Genomic DNA, 17,957 nt, shown 5'->3' with positions numbered 1-17,957 from the left:
TGTTACCGTCCTGCTTTCAGCTTCTGGTAATAGTCTTCATAGATGCGGCTGGCGTCGCCGACGTCGTTTTGCCACTCGCCGTGCTCGATGGTTTCGGCATCCGGGTACAGCGTTTTATCGTTGGCGATTTTCGGCGCCAGCAGTTTACGCGCCGCCAGGTTCGGCGTCGGGTAGCCGATGGTTTCCGCCACCTGTTTCGCCACATCCGGGCGCAGCAGGAAGTTAATCAGCTTCAGGGCGCCGTCGACGTTCTTCGCATTCGCCGGGATAGCCAGGCTGTCCATCCAGAAGATCCCGCCTTCTTTCGGCCACACGACCTCCAGCGGCGTTCCGGCCTGGCGGGCGACAAACGCCGAACCGTTCCACACCATGCCGAGGTTGACCTCCCCTTCCATATACGGGTTAGCCGGGTTATCAGAGTTGAACGCCGCAACGTTCGGCATCAGCTTCTGCAGCTCTTTATACGCCGCTTCAATCTCTTTCGGGTCGGTGGTATTGCCCGAGTAGCCCAATTTGCGCAGCGCCATCTGGAACACTTCGCGCGCGTCGTCGGTCAGCAGCAGGCTGCCTTTATACTCCGGTTTCCACAGGTCGGCCCAGCTGGTGACGGTTTTCGGGTCGATAGCGTCGCGGTTCACGCCAATCGCCGTCGCCCCCCAGATGTACGGAATGGAGTAGTCGTTATTCGGGTCAAACGGCTTGTTGAGCATCTGCGGGTCGAGGTTGCTGAAGTTGCTGAGCTTGCTCTTGTCTATCTTTTGGATCATCCCCTCTTTGCGCATTTTGTCGACAAAGTAGGTGGACGGCACGACCAGATCGTAGGCGCCTTCTTTGTAGGTCTTGAGCTTGGCGTACATGGTTTCATTCGACTCGTAGGTCGAGTAGATAACCTTAATGCCGGTCTCTTTGGTGAACTGCTCCAGCAGCCCCGGCGGTACGTACTCCGTCCAGTTGTAGAAGTAGAGCGTTTTGCTGTCATCGGCGTGCGCCGCGCCCATACCGAGCACCAGCGCCGCAGCGGCAAGCATTTTTTTCATTTTGATGTCCTCTGAGATTTTGTTTTATCACGAGCAACAACCTGGCTGGCAATCACCATCACCAGCGACAGTACCAGCAGGATGGTCGCCAGCGCGTTCACCTCGGGTGAAACGCCGACTTTGACCATAGAGTAAATTTTTAGCGGCAGGATTTCGTAGCCAGGGCCGGTGACGAAGGACGACACCACTACATCGTCCATCGACAGGGTAAAGCTCAGCAGCCACCCGGCGGCGACCGCGGGCATCGCCAGTGGCAGAATAATTTTCCGCAGAATGGTTATCTCGCTGGCGCCCAGATCTTTCGCCGCTTCCAGCATCCGCACGTCAAACCCTTTCAGGCGCGAATAGACCGTTATCACCACAAACGGCAGGCAGAAGGTAATGTGCGAAAACAGCAGCGACCAGAAGCCGAGCTGTACGCCAAGCAGCATAAACAGCACCAGCAGGGAGATGGCCATCACGATATCCGGCGACATCATCACCACAAACAGCATTCCGCTGACGAACGGTTTACCGCGAAAGCGGTAGCGATAGAGCGCCACGGCGGTAAGTGAGCCAATCAGCGTCGCAAAAGTGGCGGAAAACACCGCCATCGTCAGCGAGTGCTGCGCCGCCTGCAGCAGGCTGTCGTTGTTCATCAGCAGGCTGTACCACTGTGTGGAAAATCCCTGCCAGTTGATACCAAAACGCGAGCTGTTAAACGAGTTGACGATCAGAATAATGATCGGGATATACAGGTAGGCGTAGATGGCAGTCATGAAGCTGCCGCGAAGCAGTTTTCCGATCATTCCAGCTCCACCTTTCTATTCAGCAGACGAGAAGCGCGCCAGTACACCAGCAGCATCAGGCCCATCACCACGGTCAGGGTGATGCTGGTCGCCGCGCCGAACGGCCAGTCGCGAATATTGAGGAACTGGCTTTTAATCACGTTGCCGATAAGCAGATTTTTTGCGCCGCCCATCAGGTCGGAGACGTAGAACAGCCCCATCGCCGGCAGCATCACCAGCAGACAGCCGGCGATAATCCCCGGCATCGTCAACGGAATGATGATGCGCGTAAAGGTCTGCAGCCTGCTGGCGCCCAGGTCTTTGGCCGCCTCCAGCAGCGGCTTATCCAGCTTTTCAATGCTGGAGTAAAGCGGCATCACCATAAACGGCAGAAGGATGTAGACGAGGCCGATAATCACCGCCCCGGGGGTGAACATGATGCGAATCGGCGTATCGATAACGCCCAGCCACAGCAGAAACTCGTTGAGGTAGCCTTTGGTGCTGAGAAAAATCTTCAGCCCGTAGATACGGATAAGCGAGTTGGTCCAGAAGGGGACAATCAGCAGGAACAGCAGCAGCGGGCGCACTTTCTTCGGCAGCCTTGCCAGAAACCAGGCGAAAGGGTAGCCGAGCGCCAGGCAGGCCACGGTTGCCACCAGCGCCATATTGAGCGAGTGCAGCAGCACCTCAACATAGAGCGGATCGAGCAGGCGCGCGTAGTTTTCCAGCGTGAAGACCAGCTGGACGAAGCTTATGTCGTCGCGGGTCAGGAAGCTGGTGGCGATGATCATCAGGTTGGGCAAAAAGACGAACAGCACAAGCCAACCGACGATCGTGGCGATCACCACATTCTGGAATTTACTTGTGTTCTTCATCAGCCAGTACAACCTCCCAGCTTTCTACCCAGTTGATGACCATTTTTTGATCGAGGGAGTGGTCGAAGTCAGGATCGTCTTCGTTGAAGAACTCGCTGACCATCACCATCTTGCCGTTTTCCAGCTCGACGACCGACTCAAGGGTCATCCCTTTGTAGTTACGCTCGCGGATGTAGCCGATAAGGCCTTCCGCCTCGGCGCTGTCGTGGATCTCGTCGACGCGCAGATCTTCCGGGCGCAGCAGCACGTTGAGCCGCTGGCCTTTTTCCACCGCGAAGTTCACGTAGATATTGCACTCGCGGCCTTCGACGTTAGCGCGCACGCGCTGGTCGTCCAGCCGCTCGATAACCGTGGCGCTGAAGATGTTAATCTCGCCGATGAAGCTGGCGACGAACAGGTTTTTCGGCTCTTCGTAAATCTCGCGCGGTGTACCGTCCTGCTCGATTTTGCCGTCGCGCATAACCACGATGCGGTCCGACATCGTCAGGGCTTCTTCCTGATCGTGGGTGACGAAGACGAAGGTAATGCCAAGCTTGCGCTGCAGCGCTTTCAGCTCGTTTTGCATCTGCTTGCGCAGCTTGTAGTCGAGCGCCGACAGCGACTCGTCGAGCAGCAGCAGGCGCGGTTTGTTAACCACGGCGCGGGCGATGGCCACGCGCTGCTGCTGGCCGCCGGAAAGCTGGTGCGGTTTACGCTGGGCGAACGCTTCCAGCTGCACCATTTTCAGGGCTTCGGTGACGCGCGGGGTGATGTCGGCGGCGGGCGTTTTTTGCATCCGCAGGCCAAAGGCGACGTTCTCGAAGACCGTCATATGCGGAAACAGGGCGTAGCTCTGAAAGACGGTATTAACGTGGCGATGTTCGGCAGGAACATCGGTGATGTCGTGATCTTCGAGGTGGATGCGTCCCGTATCGACATTATCAAGCCCGGCGATGAGGCGCAAAACGGTTGTTTTACCGCAGCCAGAAGGGCCAAGCAGCGTAAGGAATTCGCCGTTCTTGATGGTCAGATTGAGGTCGGAAATCACCGTTTTGCCATCAAAGCCTTTACGAATCCCCGCCAGTTGCACCAGCGGTGAAAGCGAACGCGGTTGTGTATTCAATTTATTACTCTGTCCCATGTAGACGCAACGGATGGCTGCCGTTACGGGGTTTGTGTTTAACCACCTTTTGGGTTTGGCACATATCAAGGGCAGGCATTCTACGGCAATCCTCTGAAATCGCCAATCTTTGCGAGTCCTGATGCGCTACCTTTAAAGCTCGCGACAAAATAATTCCCGTTTGCCGGGCTAAAAGTGACCTGACGCAATATTTGTGCTTTCACGCTTATTGATAATGTTGTCACAAAAAGTGAGGGTGACTACATGGATAAATTACTTGAGCGTTTTTTGCAGTACGTTTCTCTGGATACGCAGTCGAAGCCGGGCGTCCGCCAGGTGCCGAGCACCGAGGGACAATGGAAACTGTTGCGTTTGCTCAAAAGCCAGCTGGAAGAGATGGGGCTGGTGAATGTCACCCTGAGTGAGAAAGGCACGGTGATGGCGACGCTGCCTGCCAACGTCGCGGGCGATATTCCGCCGATTGGCTTCATTTCTCATGTCGATACCTCACCGGATTTCAGCGGTAAAAACGTCAATCCGCAGATCGTCGAGAACTACCGCGGCGGCGATATCGCGCTGGGCATCGGCGATGAGGTGCTGTCGCCGGTGATGTTCCCGGTGCTGCATCAGCTGTTAGGGCATACGCTTATCACCACCGACGGCAAAACGCTGCTCGGCGCGGACGATAAGGCCGGCGTCGCCGAAATCATGACCGCGCTGGCGGTGCTGAAAGCGAAGAATATTCCCCATGGCGACATTCGCGTGGCCTTTACGCCGGACGAAGAGGTCGGCAAAGGGGCGAAGCATTTCGACGTTGAGGCGTTTGACGCGCGCTGGGCGTACACCGTTGACGGCGGCGGCGTTGGCGAACTGGAGTATGAAAACTTCAACGCCGCGTCGGTCACTATCAAAATAGTCGGCAACAACGTGCACCCCGGCACGGCAAAGGGCGTGATGGTCAACGCGCTGTCGCTGGCCTCCCGTATCCATGCGGAAGTTCCGGCCGACGAGAGCCCGGAGCATACGGAGGGCTATGAGGGCTTCTTCCATCTGACCAGCATGAAGGGCAGCGTCGATCGCGCGGAGATGCACTACATCATTCGCGATTTTGACCGCAAGCAGTTCGAAGCCCGCAAGCGCAAGATGATGGAGATTGCCAGGAAGGTGGGTAAAGGGCTGCACCCGGACTGCTATATCGAGCTTATCATCGAAGACAGCTACTACAACATGCGCGAAAAGGTGATGGAGTATCCGCATATTCTCGACATCGCCCAGCAGGCGATGCGCGATTGCGATATCGAACCGCAGCTGAAGCCGATTCGCGGCGGCACCGACGGCGCGCAGCTTTCATTTATGGGATTACCGTGTCCGAACCTGTTTACCGGCGGCTATAACTACCACGGCAAACACGAGTTTGTGACACTGGAAGGAATGGAAAAAGCCGTTCAGGTGATCGTGCGAATCGCCGCGCTGGCGGCGAAGCAGTAGCGCTAAAAAAAGCCGGGTAGCGGCTTTGCCTTACCCGGCCAATGGTTCCGCACATCATGCAGGCCGGGCAAACGCAGTGCCGCCCGGCCACATACGTCAATTAATCCTCGAAGAACCAGTAGCCGCTGTTGACCAGCGCGGCAAGCATGGCGAGGAACGACGGGTCTTCCAGCGCATCGCCGAAGTGGTCTTCGCCCAGCACGATATGGCTGGCCAGCGCCTCCAGGGCCGGACGGTGCGGAGAGTCGATTTTCTCGCCGTTAACAAAGACGTCATCGGCAATGCGCAGCACGCGCAGGCCGCCGAGGCGCACCAGCTTATCCCCCTGTCTGAGCACGTCATAAATTTCATCCGGCTGGTAGGGCGGTTCCGGCGGCGCAACGTCGAGCTCGTGGCGCGACTGGCTGACAAATTCGCCAAACCACTGCTTAAACTGCTCCGGCTGCTGGATTAATCCCAGCATCATATCGCGCAGACGATCCAGCTCCTGGGGCAGGATATCCGCCGGGTGCTCGCGGGACGGTACGTCCGGGTCGCTGTAGCGGTGGGTGCCGAGCTCGCGCTGCAGCACGTAGTCGGCAAAGCTGCTGATGAGCTCTTTACCGCTCGGCGCGCGGAAGCCGACGGAATAGTTGAGCGAGTTCTCCAGCGAATAGCCTTCGTGCGGGAATCCCGGTGGAATATAGAGGATATCGCCCGGCTCCATCTCTTCGTCGATGATGGCGTCAAACGGGTCGACCTGCAGCAGGTCCGGGTGCGGGCAGTGCTGCTTCAGAGGCGCCTTTTCGCCCACGCGCCAGCGGCGGCGGCCGGTTCCCTGAATGATAAAGACGTCATACTGATCGAGATGCGGGCCCACGCCGCCGCCGGGCACGGAAAAGGAGACCATCAGATCGTCCATGCGCCAGTCCGGCAGAGCGCGGAACGGACGCATCAGCGCCGCCGTGGGCTCATGCCAGTGGTTTACCGCCTGCACCAGCAGCGACCAGTTGTTTTCACCCAGGTGATCGTAGCTTTCAAAGGGCCCATGGCTCACCTGCCATTTGCCGTCGAGATGGCTGACCAGGCGGCTGTCGACTTCGTTTTCCATCGCCAGTCCGGCCAGTTCGTCAGGGGTGATCGGGTCGACGAAATTGTTAAAGCCGCGCTTCAGCACTACCGGGCGTTTTTGCCAGTAGCGTTCGATAAAGTCGGGCCAGTTGAGCGTTAAGTGATAATCCATAATGTTATATTCCACAGGCAGGTTCTGTTGGGATTATAACGGATACCACCGCCTTGCGGTGCAGGCGGTGGAGAAAATTGCTGGCTCAGGTCTCTTTGTTGTCGGGATGCTGACGGCCAAAGATGACCTCCATTTTGGCGCCGCCGAGCGGGCTGTCGCCGGGAATGATTTTCCCTTCGTACTGATCGACGATTTCTCTGGCGACGGAGAGCCCGACGCCCTGGCCGGGACGTAGCGTATCGACCCGCTGGCCGCGATCAAACACGAGCGCGCGCTTGCTTTGCGGGATCCCCGGACCGTCGTCGTCAACGAAAATATGCAGATGATCGTCGGTCTGACGGGCGGAGACCTCGACAAACTCCAGGCAATATTTGCAGGCGTTATCCAGCACGTTGCCCAGCACTTCCATAAAGTCGTTCTGTTCGCCGACAAAGCTGATTTCCGGCGAAATATCGAGGGTGATATTGACGCCTTTGCGCTGATAGACCTTATTCAACGCTGAGGTCAGACTATCCAGCAGCGGGGCGACCGGATGCAGCTCACGGCTCAGCAGCGAACTGCCGCTGCGCATGCTTGCCCGGTGCAGGTAATAACCAATCTGCTGCGAGATACGGCTGATTTGCTCAAGCATCACCGGTTCGGCATCCTCGACGGTGAGCTTATTGCCGCGCAGGGAGCGCAGGGTGCTTTGCAGCACCGCCAGCGGCGTTTTCAGGCTGTGGGTCAGGTCGGTAAGGGTGGTGCGGTACTTGTCGTAGCGGTCGCGTTCGCTTTTCAGCAGGCGGTTAAGGTTCTGCACCAGGCTGGTGAGCTCGCGGGTGGTCTCCGGGTTAAGCGCTTCGCGGTGGTGCTCTTCCAGCTCTCGCACCTCTTTTGATAGCGCCTCTATGGGCCGCAGGCTCCACCATGCCGCCACCCACAGCAGCGGGATAACCAACAGCAGGTTGGCCGCCAGCACGTAGATAAACCAGCTCCACACCATATAGGAGCGTTTCAGTTCAATAGGGATGGTGTCGACGACCACAATGGTGAGCTGCGGCATCCGCGATGTCGCCGGGTAGATATTCACCGCCACCGAGTGGGTCATCTCTGACTCCTCGTCCTGCTGGTGTAAATCCTGCAGCTGCTGCTGAATTTTATGGTCATCATGCAGCAGCATTTTTGAGGCGTTAATGTCGGCTTCGATTTCATGAAAACCGTTGGCCTTAAGCCAGTCCGGGCTGATGCTCTTCATCAGCCACGGCACGTCGCGCTGCATCCACAGCAGTTTGCCGTTCTGATCGTAAATCAGCGCCATGGTCGGGCTTTGCAGATTGAGGTTTTCCGGCAGTTCGACCGTGACCTGATTATTTTCCCATTTCGCCAGGGTATAAAACAGGTTGCTCTCGCCGCGCAGCAGGCGGAAGGTGGTTTTGTCGAAGCTGACGCTATAGCCGACCAGCGCCACTACGCCGTAGGCCAGTGAAAGCACCAGCACAACGGCGGCGGTAGCCAGCAGAAAACGGACGCGCAGCGAAAGCGGCAGAATATGCCGGAGCAATTTTATCATCCGCGTAGTTCGAACAGGTAGCCCTGACCCCGTACGGTTGTAATCACGTCCTGCGCGTACTGCGCCTGGATTTTTTTGCGCAGGCGGCCCATCAGCACATCAATCGTGTGGCTTTCGCGCAGTTCGGCATCCGGGTACAGCTGCAGCATCAGGGAGTCTTTGCTGACCACTTTGCCGCTGTTGCGGATCAGCGTTTCCATAATGGTGTATTCAAACGCCGTCAGCTTAATCACTTCGTCATGAATTGAGAGCTCGCGACGGGAGAGGTCGACCTGAAACGGCGGGATGGTGATCACCTGAGAAGCCAGCCCGCTGTTACGGCGCATCAGCGCCTGAATGCGCGCGGCCACTTCTTCAATGTGGAACGGTTTTGTCACATAGTCGTCCGCACCGGCGCCTAGAACCTCGACTTTATCCTGCCAGCCTTCACGGGCCGTCAGCACCAGGATCGGGAGCGAGACGTCGTGGCTGCGCCAGCGGCGGATCATCGACAGTCCGTCTTCATCCGGCAAACCCAAATCGACAATCGCGATATCCGGCACGTGCTCGCCCAGGTAGTAGTCCGCTTCCTTTGCATCTTCAGCCGCATCGACCTGGTGGCCTAATTCCTGTAGCTGCACTTTCAGGTGATGGCGAAGCAGGGCGTTATCCTCAACCACGAGTACGCGCATACCTTTTCTCCCTTTTTCGTTTTCGATTTGAGTAGTTTAACGCTGATTATGTTGTTGCGGGGATAAACATTTATTAAACCGGGGCGGGAGAACCCTCTTTCCGGGCGGAAAGAGGGATTCGTGCGCTTACTTCAGCTCGTCAACCATGGTGGTGGCGCGGCCAATGTAGTTGGCCGGCGTCATGGCCTTCAGGCGCGTTTTCTCTTCTTCCGGCAGCGCCAGACCGTCGATAAACTGCTTCATCCCTTCGGCGTCCACGCGCTTGCCGCGGGTCAGCTCTTTGAGTTTTTCGTACGGTTTTTCAATGCCGTAGCGGCGCATCACGGTCTGAATCGGCTCTGCCAGCACTTCCCAGTTGCTGTCCAGTTCCGCCAGCAGACGGTCGCGGTTCACTTCCAGCTTGCTGACGCCCTTCAGTGTGGACTGGTAGGCAATCAGCGCATAGCCGATGCCGACGCCCAGGTTGCGCAGAACGGTAGAATCCGTCAGGTCGCGCTGCCAGCGGGAAACCGGCAGTTTGCTTGCCAGGTGCTGCATCACCGCGTTGGCGAGACCGAGGTTGCCTTCGGAGTTTTCGAAGTCGATCGGGTTAACCTTATGCGGCATGGTGGAGGAGCCGATTTCACCGGCGATCGTCTTCTGCCTGAAGTGGTTCAGGGCGATGTAGCCCCACACGTCGCGGTCGAAGTCGATAAGGATGGTGTTGAAGCGCGCCACGCAGTCGAACAGCTCGGCGATATAGTCGTGCGGCTCGATCTGGGTGGTATACGGGTTCCACTGGATGCCAAGCGACGTCACGAATTCTTCGCTGAACTGGTGCCAGTCCACTTCCGGGTAGGCGGCGATATGGGCGTTGTAGTTACCCACGGCGCCGTTGATTTTACCGAGGATTTCCACCTGGCCCAGCTGGCGGAACTGGCGCTCCATACGGTAGGCCACGTTCGCCATCTCTTTGCCCATGGTGGACGGCGTCGCCGGCTGGCCGTGGGTGCGGGAGAGCAGCGGGATGTCGCGGTACTGCACCGCGAGGTCCTTCACTGCGTCAATCAGCTTGCGCCAGTACGGCAGGATCACCTCATCGCGGGCGGTTTTCAGCATCAGCGCGTGGGAGAGGTTGTTAATGTCCTCAGAGGTACAGGCGAAGTGGATAAACTCAGAAACGGCATGCAGCGCAGGCACATCGGCGACTTTCTCTTTCAGGAAGTACTCAACCGCTTTGACGTCGTGGTTGGTCGTACGCTCGATGGTCTTAATCCGCGCGGCATCGTCTTCATTAAAGTCAGCGACGATTTTATCGAGGAAACCGATTGCGTCGGCAGCAAAAGCAGGAACTTCCTTGATCGCTGCGTGCGCGGCCAGTTTTTGCAGCCAGCGTACTTCAACCTGTACGCGGAATTTCAGCAAACCATATTCGCTGAAAATCCCGCGCAGCGCGCTGACTTTATCGCCGTAGCGTCCGTCGACAGGGGAAACGGCGGTCAGTGAGGATAATTCCATAGATCACAACTCCGGGGTTAAATGAGCAAGAATTTGTTTGGCCTGTGTGGACAGGCGATTACGAGAAAACATAAGCTGCAGGCGCCCGCCGCCGACCTGATGCCAGAGCACCGCGGCGCGGATCCCGGCCAGCAGGCTGGCGCGCACTTTGGCCTGCACCTGCGGGCTTTGCAGCACGGCAGGGGAGCCGGTGACCTGAATACGCGGCCCCAGCGGGCTGATAACGTCCACATAGATGCCCGCCATCGCGCTCAGCAGCGTTTCTGACTGCAGGTCGAAATGCTCCAGCTGACGCTGCAGACCGGCGATGCGGTTGCCGAGGGTGTCCATCGCGCCTTTACTGCCGGCGAGCTTTCGCTCCAGCACCATCAGGCTTAACGTATAGCGCGTCAGTTCGGCATTCAGCCCCTGACGGCTGCTGGCGTTCAGTACGCCGAGCAGCGTTTCTAAACCGAGACGAAGATTGGCCTCGCTGCCACCGAAAACGCCCAGCGTGGAGTCCGGGTTTAAGTCGATGACGCTATTCAGGGAGACGTGCAGCGCATCGCTGTCGCAGTGCCCCTGATGTGCCAGCTGTTGCACCAGTCGGGCGGACTGGCAAATTCCCGCCAGCGCCACAGTGATGTCGTAATAGTTCTTCGCCACGTGCTTTCCTTGTGTTACCCGCCTTTCGGCGCATATTGCGTGTGTTAAACCGGCAGCGGCAGGCGCTGCTCAATAATGCCGCCGCCGAGGCACACTTCGCCGAGGTAGAACACGGCGGACTGCCCGGGGGTGACGGCGGCAACGGGCTCGTCAAAGCGAACCTCAATACGGGAATCATCCTGTGCGGTCACGGTGCACGGGATATCGGTCTGGCGGTAGCGGGTTTTCACCGTGCAGCGCAGCGTGCCGGTCACCGGCTCGCGATCGACCCAGTGCAGCTGTTGGGCAATCAGGCCAACCGACATCAGGCGCGGATGATCGTGGCCCTGGGCCACCACCAGAATATTGTTCTCAACGTCTTTATCGACGACGTACCACGGATCTTCGCTACCGTCTTTCGTTCCGCCAATGCCGAGCCCTTTGCGCTGGCCGAGGGTGTGGTACATCAGGCCCTGGTGTTCGCCAATCTCATCGCCGTCAACGGTGATGATTTTGCCCGGTTGCGCCGGGAGGTAGCGGCCCAGGAAGTCGCGGAATTTACGCTCGCCGATAAAGCAGATGCCGGTGGAGTCTTTTTTCTTCGCGGTGATGAGTTCGAGCTCTTCGGCGATTTTACGCACCTGCGGTTTTTCCAGCTCGCCGACCGGGAACAGGCTCTGGGCAATCTGCTCGTGGCTCAGCGTATAGAGGAAGTAGCTCTGATCTTTGTTGCTATCAAGCCCGCGCAGCAGCTGGCTTTTGCCGTTGACATCGGCGCGCCTGACATAGTGCCCGGTGGCGATATAGTCAGCGCCAAGATCCTCTGCGGCGAACTCGAGGAAGGCTTTAAATTTGATCTCTTTGTTGCACAGGATATCCGGGTTCGGCGTACGGCCCGCTTTATATTCTTCGAGGAACAGCTCGAAGACGTTATCCCAGTATTCGGCGGCAAAGTTAACGGTGTGCAGCTCAATGCCGAGCTTATCGCACACGGCCTGGGCATCGGCCAGATCCGCAGCGGCAGTACAGTATTCCTCGCCGTCGTCCTCTTCCCAGTTCTTCATGAACAGGCCTTCCACCTTATACCCCTGCTGCTGCAGCAGGTAAGCGGAAACGGAGGAATCGACACCGCCGGACATGCCGACGATTACTTTTTTCTGGCTGTTATCTGACATGGAATACTCACGACATTGAACTTCAAGGCGGCGTATTCTATCACGCGGACCCGTGCTTGACACCCTCTGTAAACGGCCAGTTAAATTCGCCGATAAGCGACAGCGGGTAGCGCACGCCCGTCTGCCAGCAGCGGAGGCTCTCGGCAACCAGCGGCGAGCGCAGGTTATCCGCCTGCAGGATCTCCTGCGAGCTGACCCACAGGCAGCGGTCAATATCGCTGTCGTGGGGTTCTGTCGCGCACGTTTCGCTAAGATCGATGGCGAATAAAAAGCGCAGGAACGGCGTGTGATCCGGCGCTATCCACTGATGCAGGCGGATGAAGTGCTGCGGCGCGGCGCGGATCCCGGTCTCTTCCCACAGCTCGCGCTCGGCGGCCTGCGCCAGCGTTTCATCGGCCTCCAGATGTCCGGCGGGCTGGTTCCACAGCGCTTTGCCGTTGATTGTCTCTTCAACGATCAAAAATTTCCCTGCGGCATGGACCAGGCAGGCGACGGTGACGTGGGGTTTAAACATTATGGCTCCTTAATATTATGCGTCGCGCCATTCGCCACTGGCGAGGTTATCCAGCGAATAGTCGCCCATGGCGTAGCGGATAAGACGCAGCGTGGGAAAGCCCACATGCGCCGTCATCCGGCGCACCTGACGGTTGCGTCCTTCATAAAGCGTGATTTTAAGCCAGCTGGTGGGGATCGATTTTCGCTCGCGAATGGGCGGGTTGCGCGGCCAGAGCCACGTCGGCTCGGCAACGCGCTCAGCGCCTGCGGGCAGGGTGGGACCATCGTTTAAGGTCACGCCGCTGCGCAGGGCGGCAAGCGCCTCCTCGCCGGGCTCTCCCTCGACCTGCACAAAATAGATTTTCCCCGTGCGTTTGCCCGGCTGGGTCAGGCGCGCCTGCAGCGGCCCGTCGTTGGTCAGCACCAGCAGGCCTTCGCTGTCGCGATCCAGACGCCCGGCGGCGTAAACGCCCTGGACGGGAATATAGTCTTTGAGGGTGCTGCGTCCGGCCTCATCGGTAAACTGCGGCAAAACATCGTAAGGTTTATTGAACAAAATTACCCGTTTTGGCAGGTTTTCCTGACGTTGTCTGGTCGTCTGTCGTGAGCTGAATCGCTCAAGGCGGTGATTTCTAAAAGAAGTTTTGCTCATGGTATTTTCAGGCTGTATCAATTGCCGCATTATAGCCTAATTACGAACACCTTTCATGAAACCCAACATTCAGGTAATATTGACAGGCTCATTACAAATCATTAACAAAAACAGTGCTCAACCTAATTCGCGTTGCGGTAGCAACGCACCGGGGACGTGAAGGAGAGCGAGCAACCACCAGAAGCGCTCGAAGGAGAGGTTAATGGAAAGCAAAGTAGTTGTTCCGGCGGAAGGCCAAAAAATTACCCTGCAAAACGGCAAACTGAATGTTCCTCACAACCCGATTATTCCGTTCATCGAAGGTGACGGTATCGGTGTTGATGTGACCCCGCCGATGATCAAAGTTGTGAATGCCGCCGTAGAAAAAGCCTACAAAGGCGAGCGTAAAATTTCCTGGATGGAAATTTATACCGGCGAAAAATCTACCCACGTCTACGGCCAGGACGTCTGGCTGCCGGCTGAAACCCTCGACCTGATTCGTGAATACCGCGTTGCCATTAAAGGCCCTCTGACGACGCCCGTCGGCGGCGGTATTCGCTCCCTGAACGTGGCCCTGCGCCAGGAACTGGACCTGTACGTCTGCCTGCGCCCGGTGCGCTACTACCAGGGCACGCCAAGCCCGGTTAAACACCCGGAACTGACCGATATGGTTATCTTCCGTGAAAACGCGGAAGACATTTACGCCGGTATCGAGTGGAAAGCCGACTCTGCGGATGCCGAGAAGGTTATCAAGTTCCTGCGCGAAGAGATGGGCGTGAAGAAAATTCGCTTCCCGGAACACTGCGGCATCGGCATCAAGCCGTGCTCGGAAGAAGGGACCAAGCGTCTGGTGCGCGCGGCTATCGAATACGCCATCGCCAACGATCGCGACTCTGTGACCCTGGTGCACAAAGGCAACATCATGAAGTTCACCGAAGGCGCGTTTAAAGACTGGGGCTACCAGCTGGCGCGCGAAGAGTTCGGCGGCGAGCTGATTGACGGCGGTCCGTGGCAGAAAATCAAAAACCCGCGTACCGGCAAAGAGATCATCATTAAGGATGTCATCGCCGATGCGTTCCTGCAGCAGATCCTGCTGCGTCCGGCAGAGTATGATGTTATCGCCTGTATGAACCTGAACGGCGACTACATCTCCGACGCCCTGGCGGCACAGGTTGGCGGTATCGGTATCGCTCCGGGCGCCAACATCGGCGACGAATGCGCGCTGTTCGAAGCAACCCACGGCACGGCGCCGAAATACGCCGGCCAGGATAAAGTGAACCCGGGCTCCGTTATCCTTTCCGCTGAGATGATGCTGCGTCACATGGAATGGTTCGAAGCTGCAGACCTGATCGTCAAAGGTATGGAAGGCGCAATCGCTGCCAAGACCGTGACCTATGACTTCGAGCGTCTGATGGATGGCGCTAAGCTGCTGAAATGTTCAGAGTTTGGCGACGCGATTATCGCGAACATGTAATCCAGGTTTTGGGTTTAATGAGAACGGGAGCCGATGGGCTCCCGTTTTTTATCTCTGAAAGAACACCACCTCCTATGAAGGTGGTCAGCAACAGGTTGGCTCTGCCAGTAATACTACTCATGGGAAAATCCGAATCTGTTATCCCATAACTGATAAAGATTTAACCATGAGTAGGTTCCAGAAAGCATCTCATCTGCTCTGGAGTTGTCAATATTATATCGTTTGGACACCCAAGTACCGATTTCGCATCCTGAGGAACAATGTAGGTAAAGAGGTCTAGAAGCAAATAAGGATCTCAAGTGAACAGCTCGGGATAGAAGTGGTGGAGCTGAATGTCCAGATAGATCATGTTCATTTGCTGGTAAAAGTACCGCCACGGCTTTCAATTTCACATGTAATAGGTCATTTAAAGGGTAAAACGGCACTTCGATTGTTCAGTAAATTTCCCTACTTGTGGAAGAACAAGCTATGGGGCAATCATTTTTGGGTACGGGGTTACCGCGTGGATACCGTAGGTATAAACGAAGAAATGATCAGAAAATATGTGAAGTATAAGGAAAAACATGAAGTTGAAGAGAGCTAGCTTCCACTAAAAGAGGTGTGAAGGGAAGGCCCTCAGAGTCTGGACTTAGTACGCCCCTATGGGGCGTTATCAATGCCGGCTCTCCGGGAATGGTCATTATCTGGGAGTATGCATAATGAGCGATATCTACGCAATTATAAGAGATAGTATGGTAACTAACATTATCATCTGTGACGGAAGTAGTAGTTATGAAGATGAGTTGGTAAAAATCACGGATAAATTTGTAGATATTGGTTGGTTGTATTCAAATGGTGAGTTCAAAGTAACTACTCAGACATTATCGTAATGAAATACATAGGGAAATGATATAAAATTCATGTGAGCTGATGAGGGGATCATGAAAAATAGAAATGAAATTATAGACATAGGAAGAGCCATGGCCGTTATGCTTGTCACGGCCTTCCATATTTTTGTTTGGTCAAAATCAACTGGCTACGACCTTCCGTTAGGCTTTAATACCATGGGTATAGCAGGTAATGGGTGGGTTGGGGTTGGTATGTTTTTTGTACTATCGGGTTACTGCATGGCTGGTTCTGCGAAACGAATATTCTCAGATGGGCATGCTAATATAAATTCATATTTAATATATATGTTTAATCGCTACCTCAGAATATCTGGGCCTTATTATGTATCAATCATATTTTGGGTTGTGGCAATCAACATATTTGGAGTGGCAGTCAAGCCCACCGGTGCTATAGATGTGTTAAGCCATCTGTTTTATATTCACAACCTTAATGAAAATACTTTTTTTAGTATAAGTGGTGTGTATTGGTCGTTAGCCGTGGAGATGCAGTTTTACATACTTCTTCCATTTTTAATTATTTTTTTCAAAAGCAATGCAAGTCTTCTTGCATTGCTTTTAATATTGTTTGTTTTATCCATTTCATTGAATTGTTATTCTGAGAATAAATTGTTAACATGGGGGATTCCATCATATCTGTACCTATTTGTTCTAGGGTGGTTGTGTGCAACTTATCAGGAGCGTATTAGCCGTATAGTATCAAAAGATAGTGTATTTTATCTTACGATTTTGATTTTTGTTTTTTCATTACTATATAAAGGTGGTTCTTTTAATAATCAAGTAAAAACTTACGAAATAATTGTTTCAACAGTTTTTTCATTGTTATTAGTTTCGTCGATATCGAAATTTTCCACTTTAAAGGATAACTTCATTGTAAAGAGTGCTGCTTTTATAGGAAGAGCCTCGTTTACTATATATTTATACAATTATGTTTTTTGGGTTTTCGATAGAGATGGTGTTAGCAATGTTTCTAAGCTTCTTATATTCTGTTTTGTTATTTTATTCGGATGCTTAATGTATTTTATAATTGAAAAGAATACCGAGAAATTTAGAAAAACAATAATGAGAAAAGTTAATCAAAACTCTTATGTCATTAGCGCAGAGAATACATAATGGTATTTATTAAAGGCCTGCACTTGCAGGCTTTGATAAAATAAGTTAAATGTATTTTGTTGGAAAATAATTAAAACAAAATGGTGGTTTTCAGCATAACACCATGGTTTTTTTAGTAATTATATGCTGTCAATATTTTAGAAGGACAGTAGATAATGACTGTCCTTCGAATTTTTCGCCGCTAACTATCTGTTGGTCTATTTTTTTCTTGTGGCAAAGAATAAACAAAAGAACTGGAAATTTTTTTTCCTAACGTTATAGCTGGTTTTTCTATGTACTTCCATGAGAATGAGGCTACCAAATATGAAAGGAATAGTGATGCTGTGATGCCAAATACTGGTCCCAAATCCTGATATTTAGAAAGTATCTGTTGGATAGGGAATCCCCATAAATATACACCATATGAGATATCATTTTTTATTTTTAGTTTAATAAACCAACGATTAGCTGAGAGACTCAGTGCAAACAGACATGCAGAACAACAAACTAACAGGGAAAAAGTGATTTCGTACCTATGAAAAATTACTGCTGCTATGAGCAAAGCAACTGCATGCCATACAGATGGTCTGTATGAATTCTTATGCAAAGCAACCAGTGAACCAAGAGCGAAACACGGTGCCAGGAGGTAAATTCCATTGTTATCGGAAGATGCAAATAAAAAACCCTTAAACGGTGTGATAGGTTCAAAGATTATGATTAAACATATTATTGAAGAAAGTTTCGTGTATTTATGCAAGCCAATTGAGAAAAGAAATGCGAGAGTTATATAGCAGAGTGCCTCATACCTTATTGTCCATATCGAACCATTAAATCCATACGTGTTTTCGAATGACACTCCCGGCAAAAAATATCTAGTATCAATAATTAAGTTACGAAATATATATTCGTAAAGTAGTCCTGATGAATAATACTCATGTGCCGACAGAGATGTCAATAATGGACCTATGAATAAAGAAGGAACTAAAATTACAAAGTACAATGCGGGGATGATCCTAAACGCTCTTGAAATTATAAAGTGAACTAAGGATTTATTTTTGAGTAAACTGTTTGTAACCAATAATCCGCTTATAAAAAAGAACAATTTTACTGCCAGTCCACCAGTTGTAACATAAGTTAAAATGTTTTTGGTTGGATCAGTTAGCCCCCATGAGGGATTCAAGGCAAATGAGTGATAAATAATTACTGCTGATGCAGCAATTATTCTAAGAAGATCGAAATTATTATTGCCTCTTTCTAGTATCTCAGAAGTTGTTTTTTTCAAGGTTCAGCCCATTGATTTCTGTTTTTTAACATTTTATCTTGCGATGGAATTGCTTTCCAGTTTACCTCACTCTTTAGATATGAACCACATCTACG

17 protein-coding genes and 1 pseudogene are annotated in these 17,957 nt (G+C 53.4%); 5 read left to right on the top strand and 13 right to left on the bottom strand.

Annotated features, from left to right (window positions below):
* Nucleotides 1-2: 2 nt before the first annotated feature.
* Genes potD through potA form a run of 4 tightly spaced genes read right to left on the bottom strand, consistent with a single transcriptional unit; the run spans nt 3 to nt 3,799 of the window.
* Nucleotides 3-1,037 carry a spermidine/putrescine ABC transporter substrate-binding protein PotD gene (potD, locus tag ENTCL_RS13275; protein WP_013366653.1) on the bottom strand — a complete coding sequence of 345 codons (1,035 nt, stop codon included), beginning with the start codon at nt 1,035-1,037 and terminating at the stop codon, nt 3-5.
* Complete coding sequence (gene potC, locus ENTCL_RS13270; protein ID WP_013366652.1) at nt 1,034-1,825, bottom strand: spermidine/putrescine ABC transporter permease PotC; 792 nt, start codon at nt 1,823-1,825, stop codon at nt 1,034-1,036. The genes potD and potC overlap by 4 nt, the downstream gene beginning before the upstream one ends.
* On the bottom strand, nt 1,822-2,679 hold the full coding sequence (gene potB, locus ENTCL_RS13265; RefSeq protein WP_013366651.1) for a spermidine/putrescine ABC transporter permease PotB: 858 nt from the start codon (nt 2,677-2,679) through the stop codon (nt 1,822-1,824). The genes potC and potB overlap by 4 nt, the downstream gene beginning before the upstream one ends.
* Nucleotides 2,663-3,799 (bottom strand): spermidine/putrescine ABC transporter ATP-binding protein PotA, encoded by a 1,137-nt coding sequence (gene potA / locus ENTCL_RS13260; protein WP_013366650.1) that lies wholly within the window; start codon nt 3,797-3,799, stop codon nt 2,663-2,665. The genes potB and potA overlap by 17 nt, the downstream gene beginning before the upstream one ends.
* Nucleotides 3,800-4,042: 243 nt before the next feature.
* Here potA and pepT point away from each other — a divergent pair, with 243 nt between their 5' ends.
* A complete protein-coding gene (gene pepT, locus ENTCL_RS13255; protein ID WP_013366649.1) occupies nt 4,043-5,266 on the top strand; it encodes a peptidase T in 1,224 nt (407 codons plus the stop codon).
* A gap of 100 nt (nt 5,267-5,366) precedes the next feature.
* On the opposite strand, the gene ENTCL_RS13250 is transcribed toward pepT, so the two are convergent.
* From ENTCL_RS13250 to rluE, 8 genes are all read right to left on the bottom strand, one after another.
* Complete coding sequence (locus tag ENTCL_RS13250; RefSeq protein ID WP_013366648.1) at nt 5,367-6,488, bottom strand: ribosomal protein uL16 3-hydroxylase; 1,122 nt, start codon at nt 6,486-6,488, stop codon at nt 5,367-5,369.
* A gap of 85 nt (nt 6,489-6,573) precedes the next feature.
* A complete protein-coding gene (gene phoQ, locus ENTCL_RS13245) occupies nt 6,574-8,037 on the bottom strand; it encodes a two-component system sensor histidine kinase PhoQ (RefSeq protein WP_013366647.1) in 1,464 nt (487 codons plus the stop codon).
* Nucleotides 8,034-8,708 carry a two-component system response regulator PhoP gene (gene phoP, locus ENTCL_RS13240; RefSeq protein WP_013366646.1) on the bottom strand — a complete coding sequence of 225 codons (675 nt, stop codon included), beginning with the start codon at nt 8,706-8,708 and terminating at the stop codon, nt 8,034-8,036. Before phoP ends, phoQ begins: the two co-directional genes overlap by 4 nt.
* A gap of 126 nt (nt 8,709-8,834) precedes the next feature.
* Complete coding sequence (gene purB, locus ENTCL_RS13235) at nt 8,835-10,205, bottom strand: adenylosuccinate lyase (RefSeq protein WP_013366645.1); 1,371 nt, start codon at nt 10,203-10,205, stop codon at nt 8,835-8,837.
* A gap of 3 nt (nt 10,206-10,208) precedes the next feature.
* Entirely contained in the window at nt 10,209-10,850 is a 642-nt protein-coding gene (hflD, locus tag ENTCL_RS13230; RefSeq protein WP_013366644.1) for a high frequency lysogenization protein HflD, read from the bottom strand.
* Between the two features lie 44 nt (nt 10,851-10,894).
* Nucleotides 10,895-12,004, bottom strand: a complete 1,110-nt coding sequence (mnmA, locus tag ENTCL_RS13225; RefSeq protein WP_013366643.1) for a tRNA 2-thiouridine(34) synthase MnmA — start codon at nt 12,002-12,004, stop codon at nt 10,895-10,897.
* Nucleotides 12,005-12,044: 40 nt separating this feature from the next.
* On the bottom strand, nt 12,045-12,518 hold the full coding sequence (locus ENTCL_RS13220) for an NUDIX domain-containing protein (protein ID WP_013366642.1): 474 nt from the start codon (nt 12,516-12,518) through the stop codon (nt 12,045-12,047).
* A gap of 15 nt (nt 12,519-12,533) precedes the next feature.
* Nucleotides 12,534-13,181: a 23S rRNA pseudouridine(2457) synthase RluE gene (rluE, locus tag ENTCL_RS13215; protein ID WP_013366641.1), complete on the bottom strand. Its 648-nt coding sequence runs from the start codon at nt 13,179-13,181 to the stop codon at nt 12,534-12,536.
* Between the two features lie 172 nt (nt 13,182-13,353).
* On the opposite strand from rluE, the gene icd reads away from it, so the two are divergent.
* The 4 genes and pseudogenes from icd to ENTCL_RS13205 all read left to right on the top strand — a co-directional run bounded on the left by icd (nt 13,354) and on the right by ENTCL_RS13205 (nt 16,601).
* Entirely contained in the window at nt 13,354-14,604 is a 1,251-nt protein-coding gene (gene icd, locus ENTCL_RS13210) for an NADP-dependent isocitrate dehydrogenase (protein WP_013366640.1), read from the top strand.
* Nucleotides 14,605-14,770: 166 nt separating this feature from the next.
* A pseudogene (tnpA, locus tag ENTCL_RS23015) lies at nt 14,771-15,187 on the top strand (IS200/IS605 family transposase).
* 115 nt (nt 15,188-15,302) lie between these two features.
* On the top strand, nt 15,303-15,473 hold the full coding sequence (locus ENTCL_RS23720) for a hypothetical protein (RefSeq protein WP_013366639.1): 171 nt from the start codon (nt 15,303-15,305) through the stop codon (nt 15,471-15,473).
* Between the two features lie 51 nt (nt 15,474-15,524).
* A complete protein-coding gene (locus ENTCL_RS13205) occupies nt 15,525-16,601 on the top strand; it encodes an acyltransferase family protein (RefSeq protein ID WP_013366638.1) in 1,077 nt (358 codons plus the stop codon).
* A gap of 181 nt (nt 16,602-16,782) precedes the next feature.
* Here ENTCL_RS13205 and ENTCL_RS23010 read toward each other — a convergent pair whose 3' ends face one another.
* On the bottom strand, nt 16,783-17,862 hold the full coding sequence (locus ENTCL_RS23010) for an acyltransferase family protein (RefSeq protein ID WP_013366637.1): 1,080 nt from the start codon (nt 17,860-17,862) through the stop codon (nt 16,783-16,785).
* Nucleotides 17,863-17,957: the final 95 nt, after the last annotated feature.

It is taken from the genome of [Enterobacter] lignolyticus SCF1, from assembly GCF_000164865.1.
GTDB lineage: Bacteria > Pseudomonadota > Gammaproteobacteria > Enterobacterales > Enterobacteriaceae > Enterobacter_B > Enterobacter_B lignolyticus.
The sequence above is the reverse complement of the archived record's forward strand: the minus strand, read 5'-3'. Positions and strand labels throughout refer to the sequence as shown.

Coding starts and splice junctions, on each gene's coding strand:
- potD (WP_013366653.1), bottom strand. CDS start 1,037: ATGAAAAAAATGCTTGCCGCTGCGGCGCTGGTGCTCGGTATGGGCGCG.
- potC (WP_013366652.1), bottom strand. CDS start 1,825: ATGATCGGAAAACTGCTTCGCGGCAGCTTCATGACTGCCATCTACGCC.
- potB (WP_013366651.1), bottom strand. CDS start 2,679: ATGAAGAACACAAGTAAATTCCAGAATGTGGTGATCGCCACGATCGTC.
- potA (WP_013366650.1), bottom strand. CDS start 3,799: ATGGGACAGAGTAATAAATTGAATACACAACCGCGTTCGCTTTCACCG.
- pepT (WP_013366649.1), top strand. CDS start 4,043: ATGGATAAATTACTTGAGCGTTTTTTGCAGTACGTTTCTCTGGATACG.
- ENTCL_RS13250 (WP_013366648.1), bottom strand. CDS start 6,488: ATGGATTATCACTTAACGCTCAACTGGCCCGACTTTATCGAACGCTAC.
- phoQ (WP_013366647.1), bottom strand. CDS start 8,037: ATGATAAAATTGCTCCGGCATATTCTGCCGCTTTCGCTGCGCGTCCGT.
- phoP (WP_013366646.1), bottom strand. CDS start 8,708: ATGCGCGTACTCGTGGTTGAGGATAACGCCCTGCTTCGCCATCACCTG.
- purB (WP_013366645.1), bottom strand. CDS start 10,205: ATGGAATTATCCTCACTGACCGCCGTTTCCCCTGTCGACGGACGCTAC.
- mnmA (WP_013366643.1), bottom strand. CDS start 12,004: ATGTCAGATAACAGCCAGAAAAAAGTAATCGTCGGCATGTCCGGCGGT.
- ENTCL_RS13220 (WP_013366642.1), bottom strand. CDS start 12,518: ATGTTTAAACCCCACGTCACCGTCGCCTGCCTGGTCCATGCCGCAGGG.
- rluE (WP_013366641.1), bottom strand. CDS start 13,181: ATGCGGCAATTGATACAGCCTGAAAATACCATGAGCAAAACTTCTTTT.
- icd (WP_013366640.1), top strand. CDS start 13,354: ATGGAAAGCAAAGTAGTTGTTCCGGCGGAAGGCCAAAAAATTACCCTG.
- ENTCL_RS23720 (WP_013366639.1), top strand. CDS start 15,303: ATGAGCGATATCTACGCAATTATAAGAGATAGTATGGTAACTAACATT.
- ENTCL_RS13205 (WP_013366638.1), top strand. CDS start 15,525: ATGAAAAATAGAAATGAAATTATAGACATAGGAAGAGCCATGGCCGTT.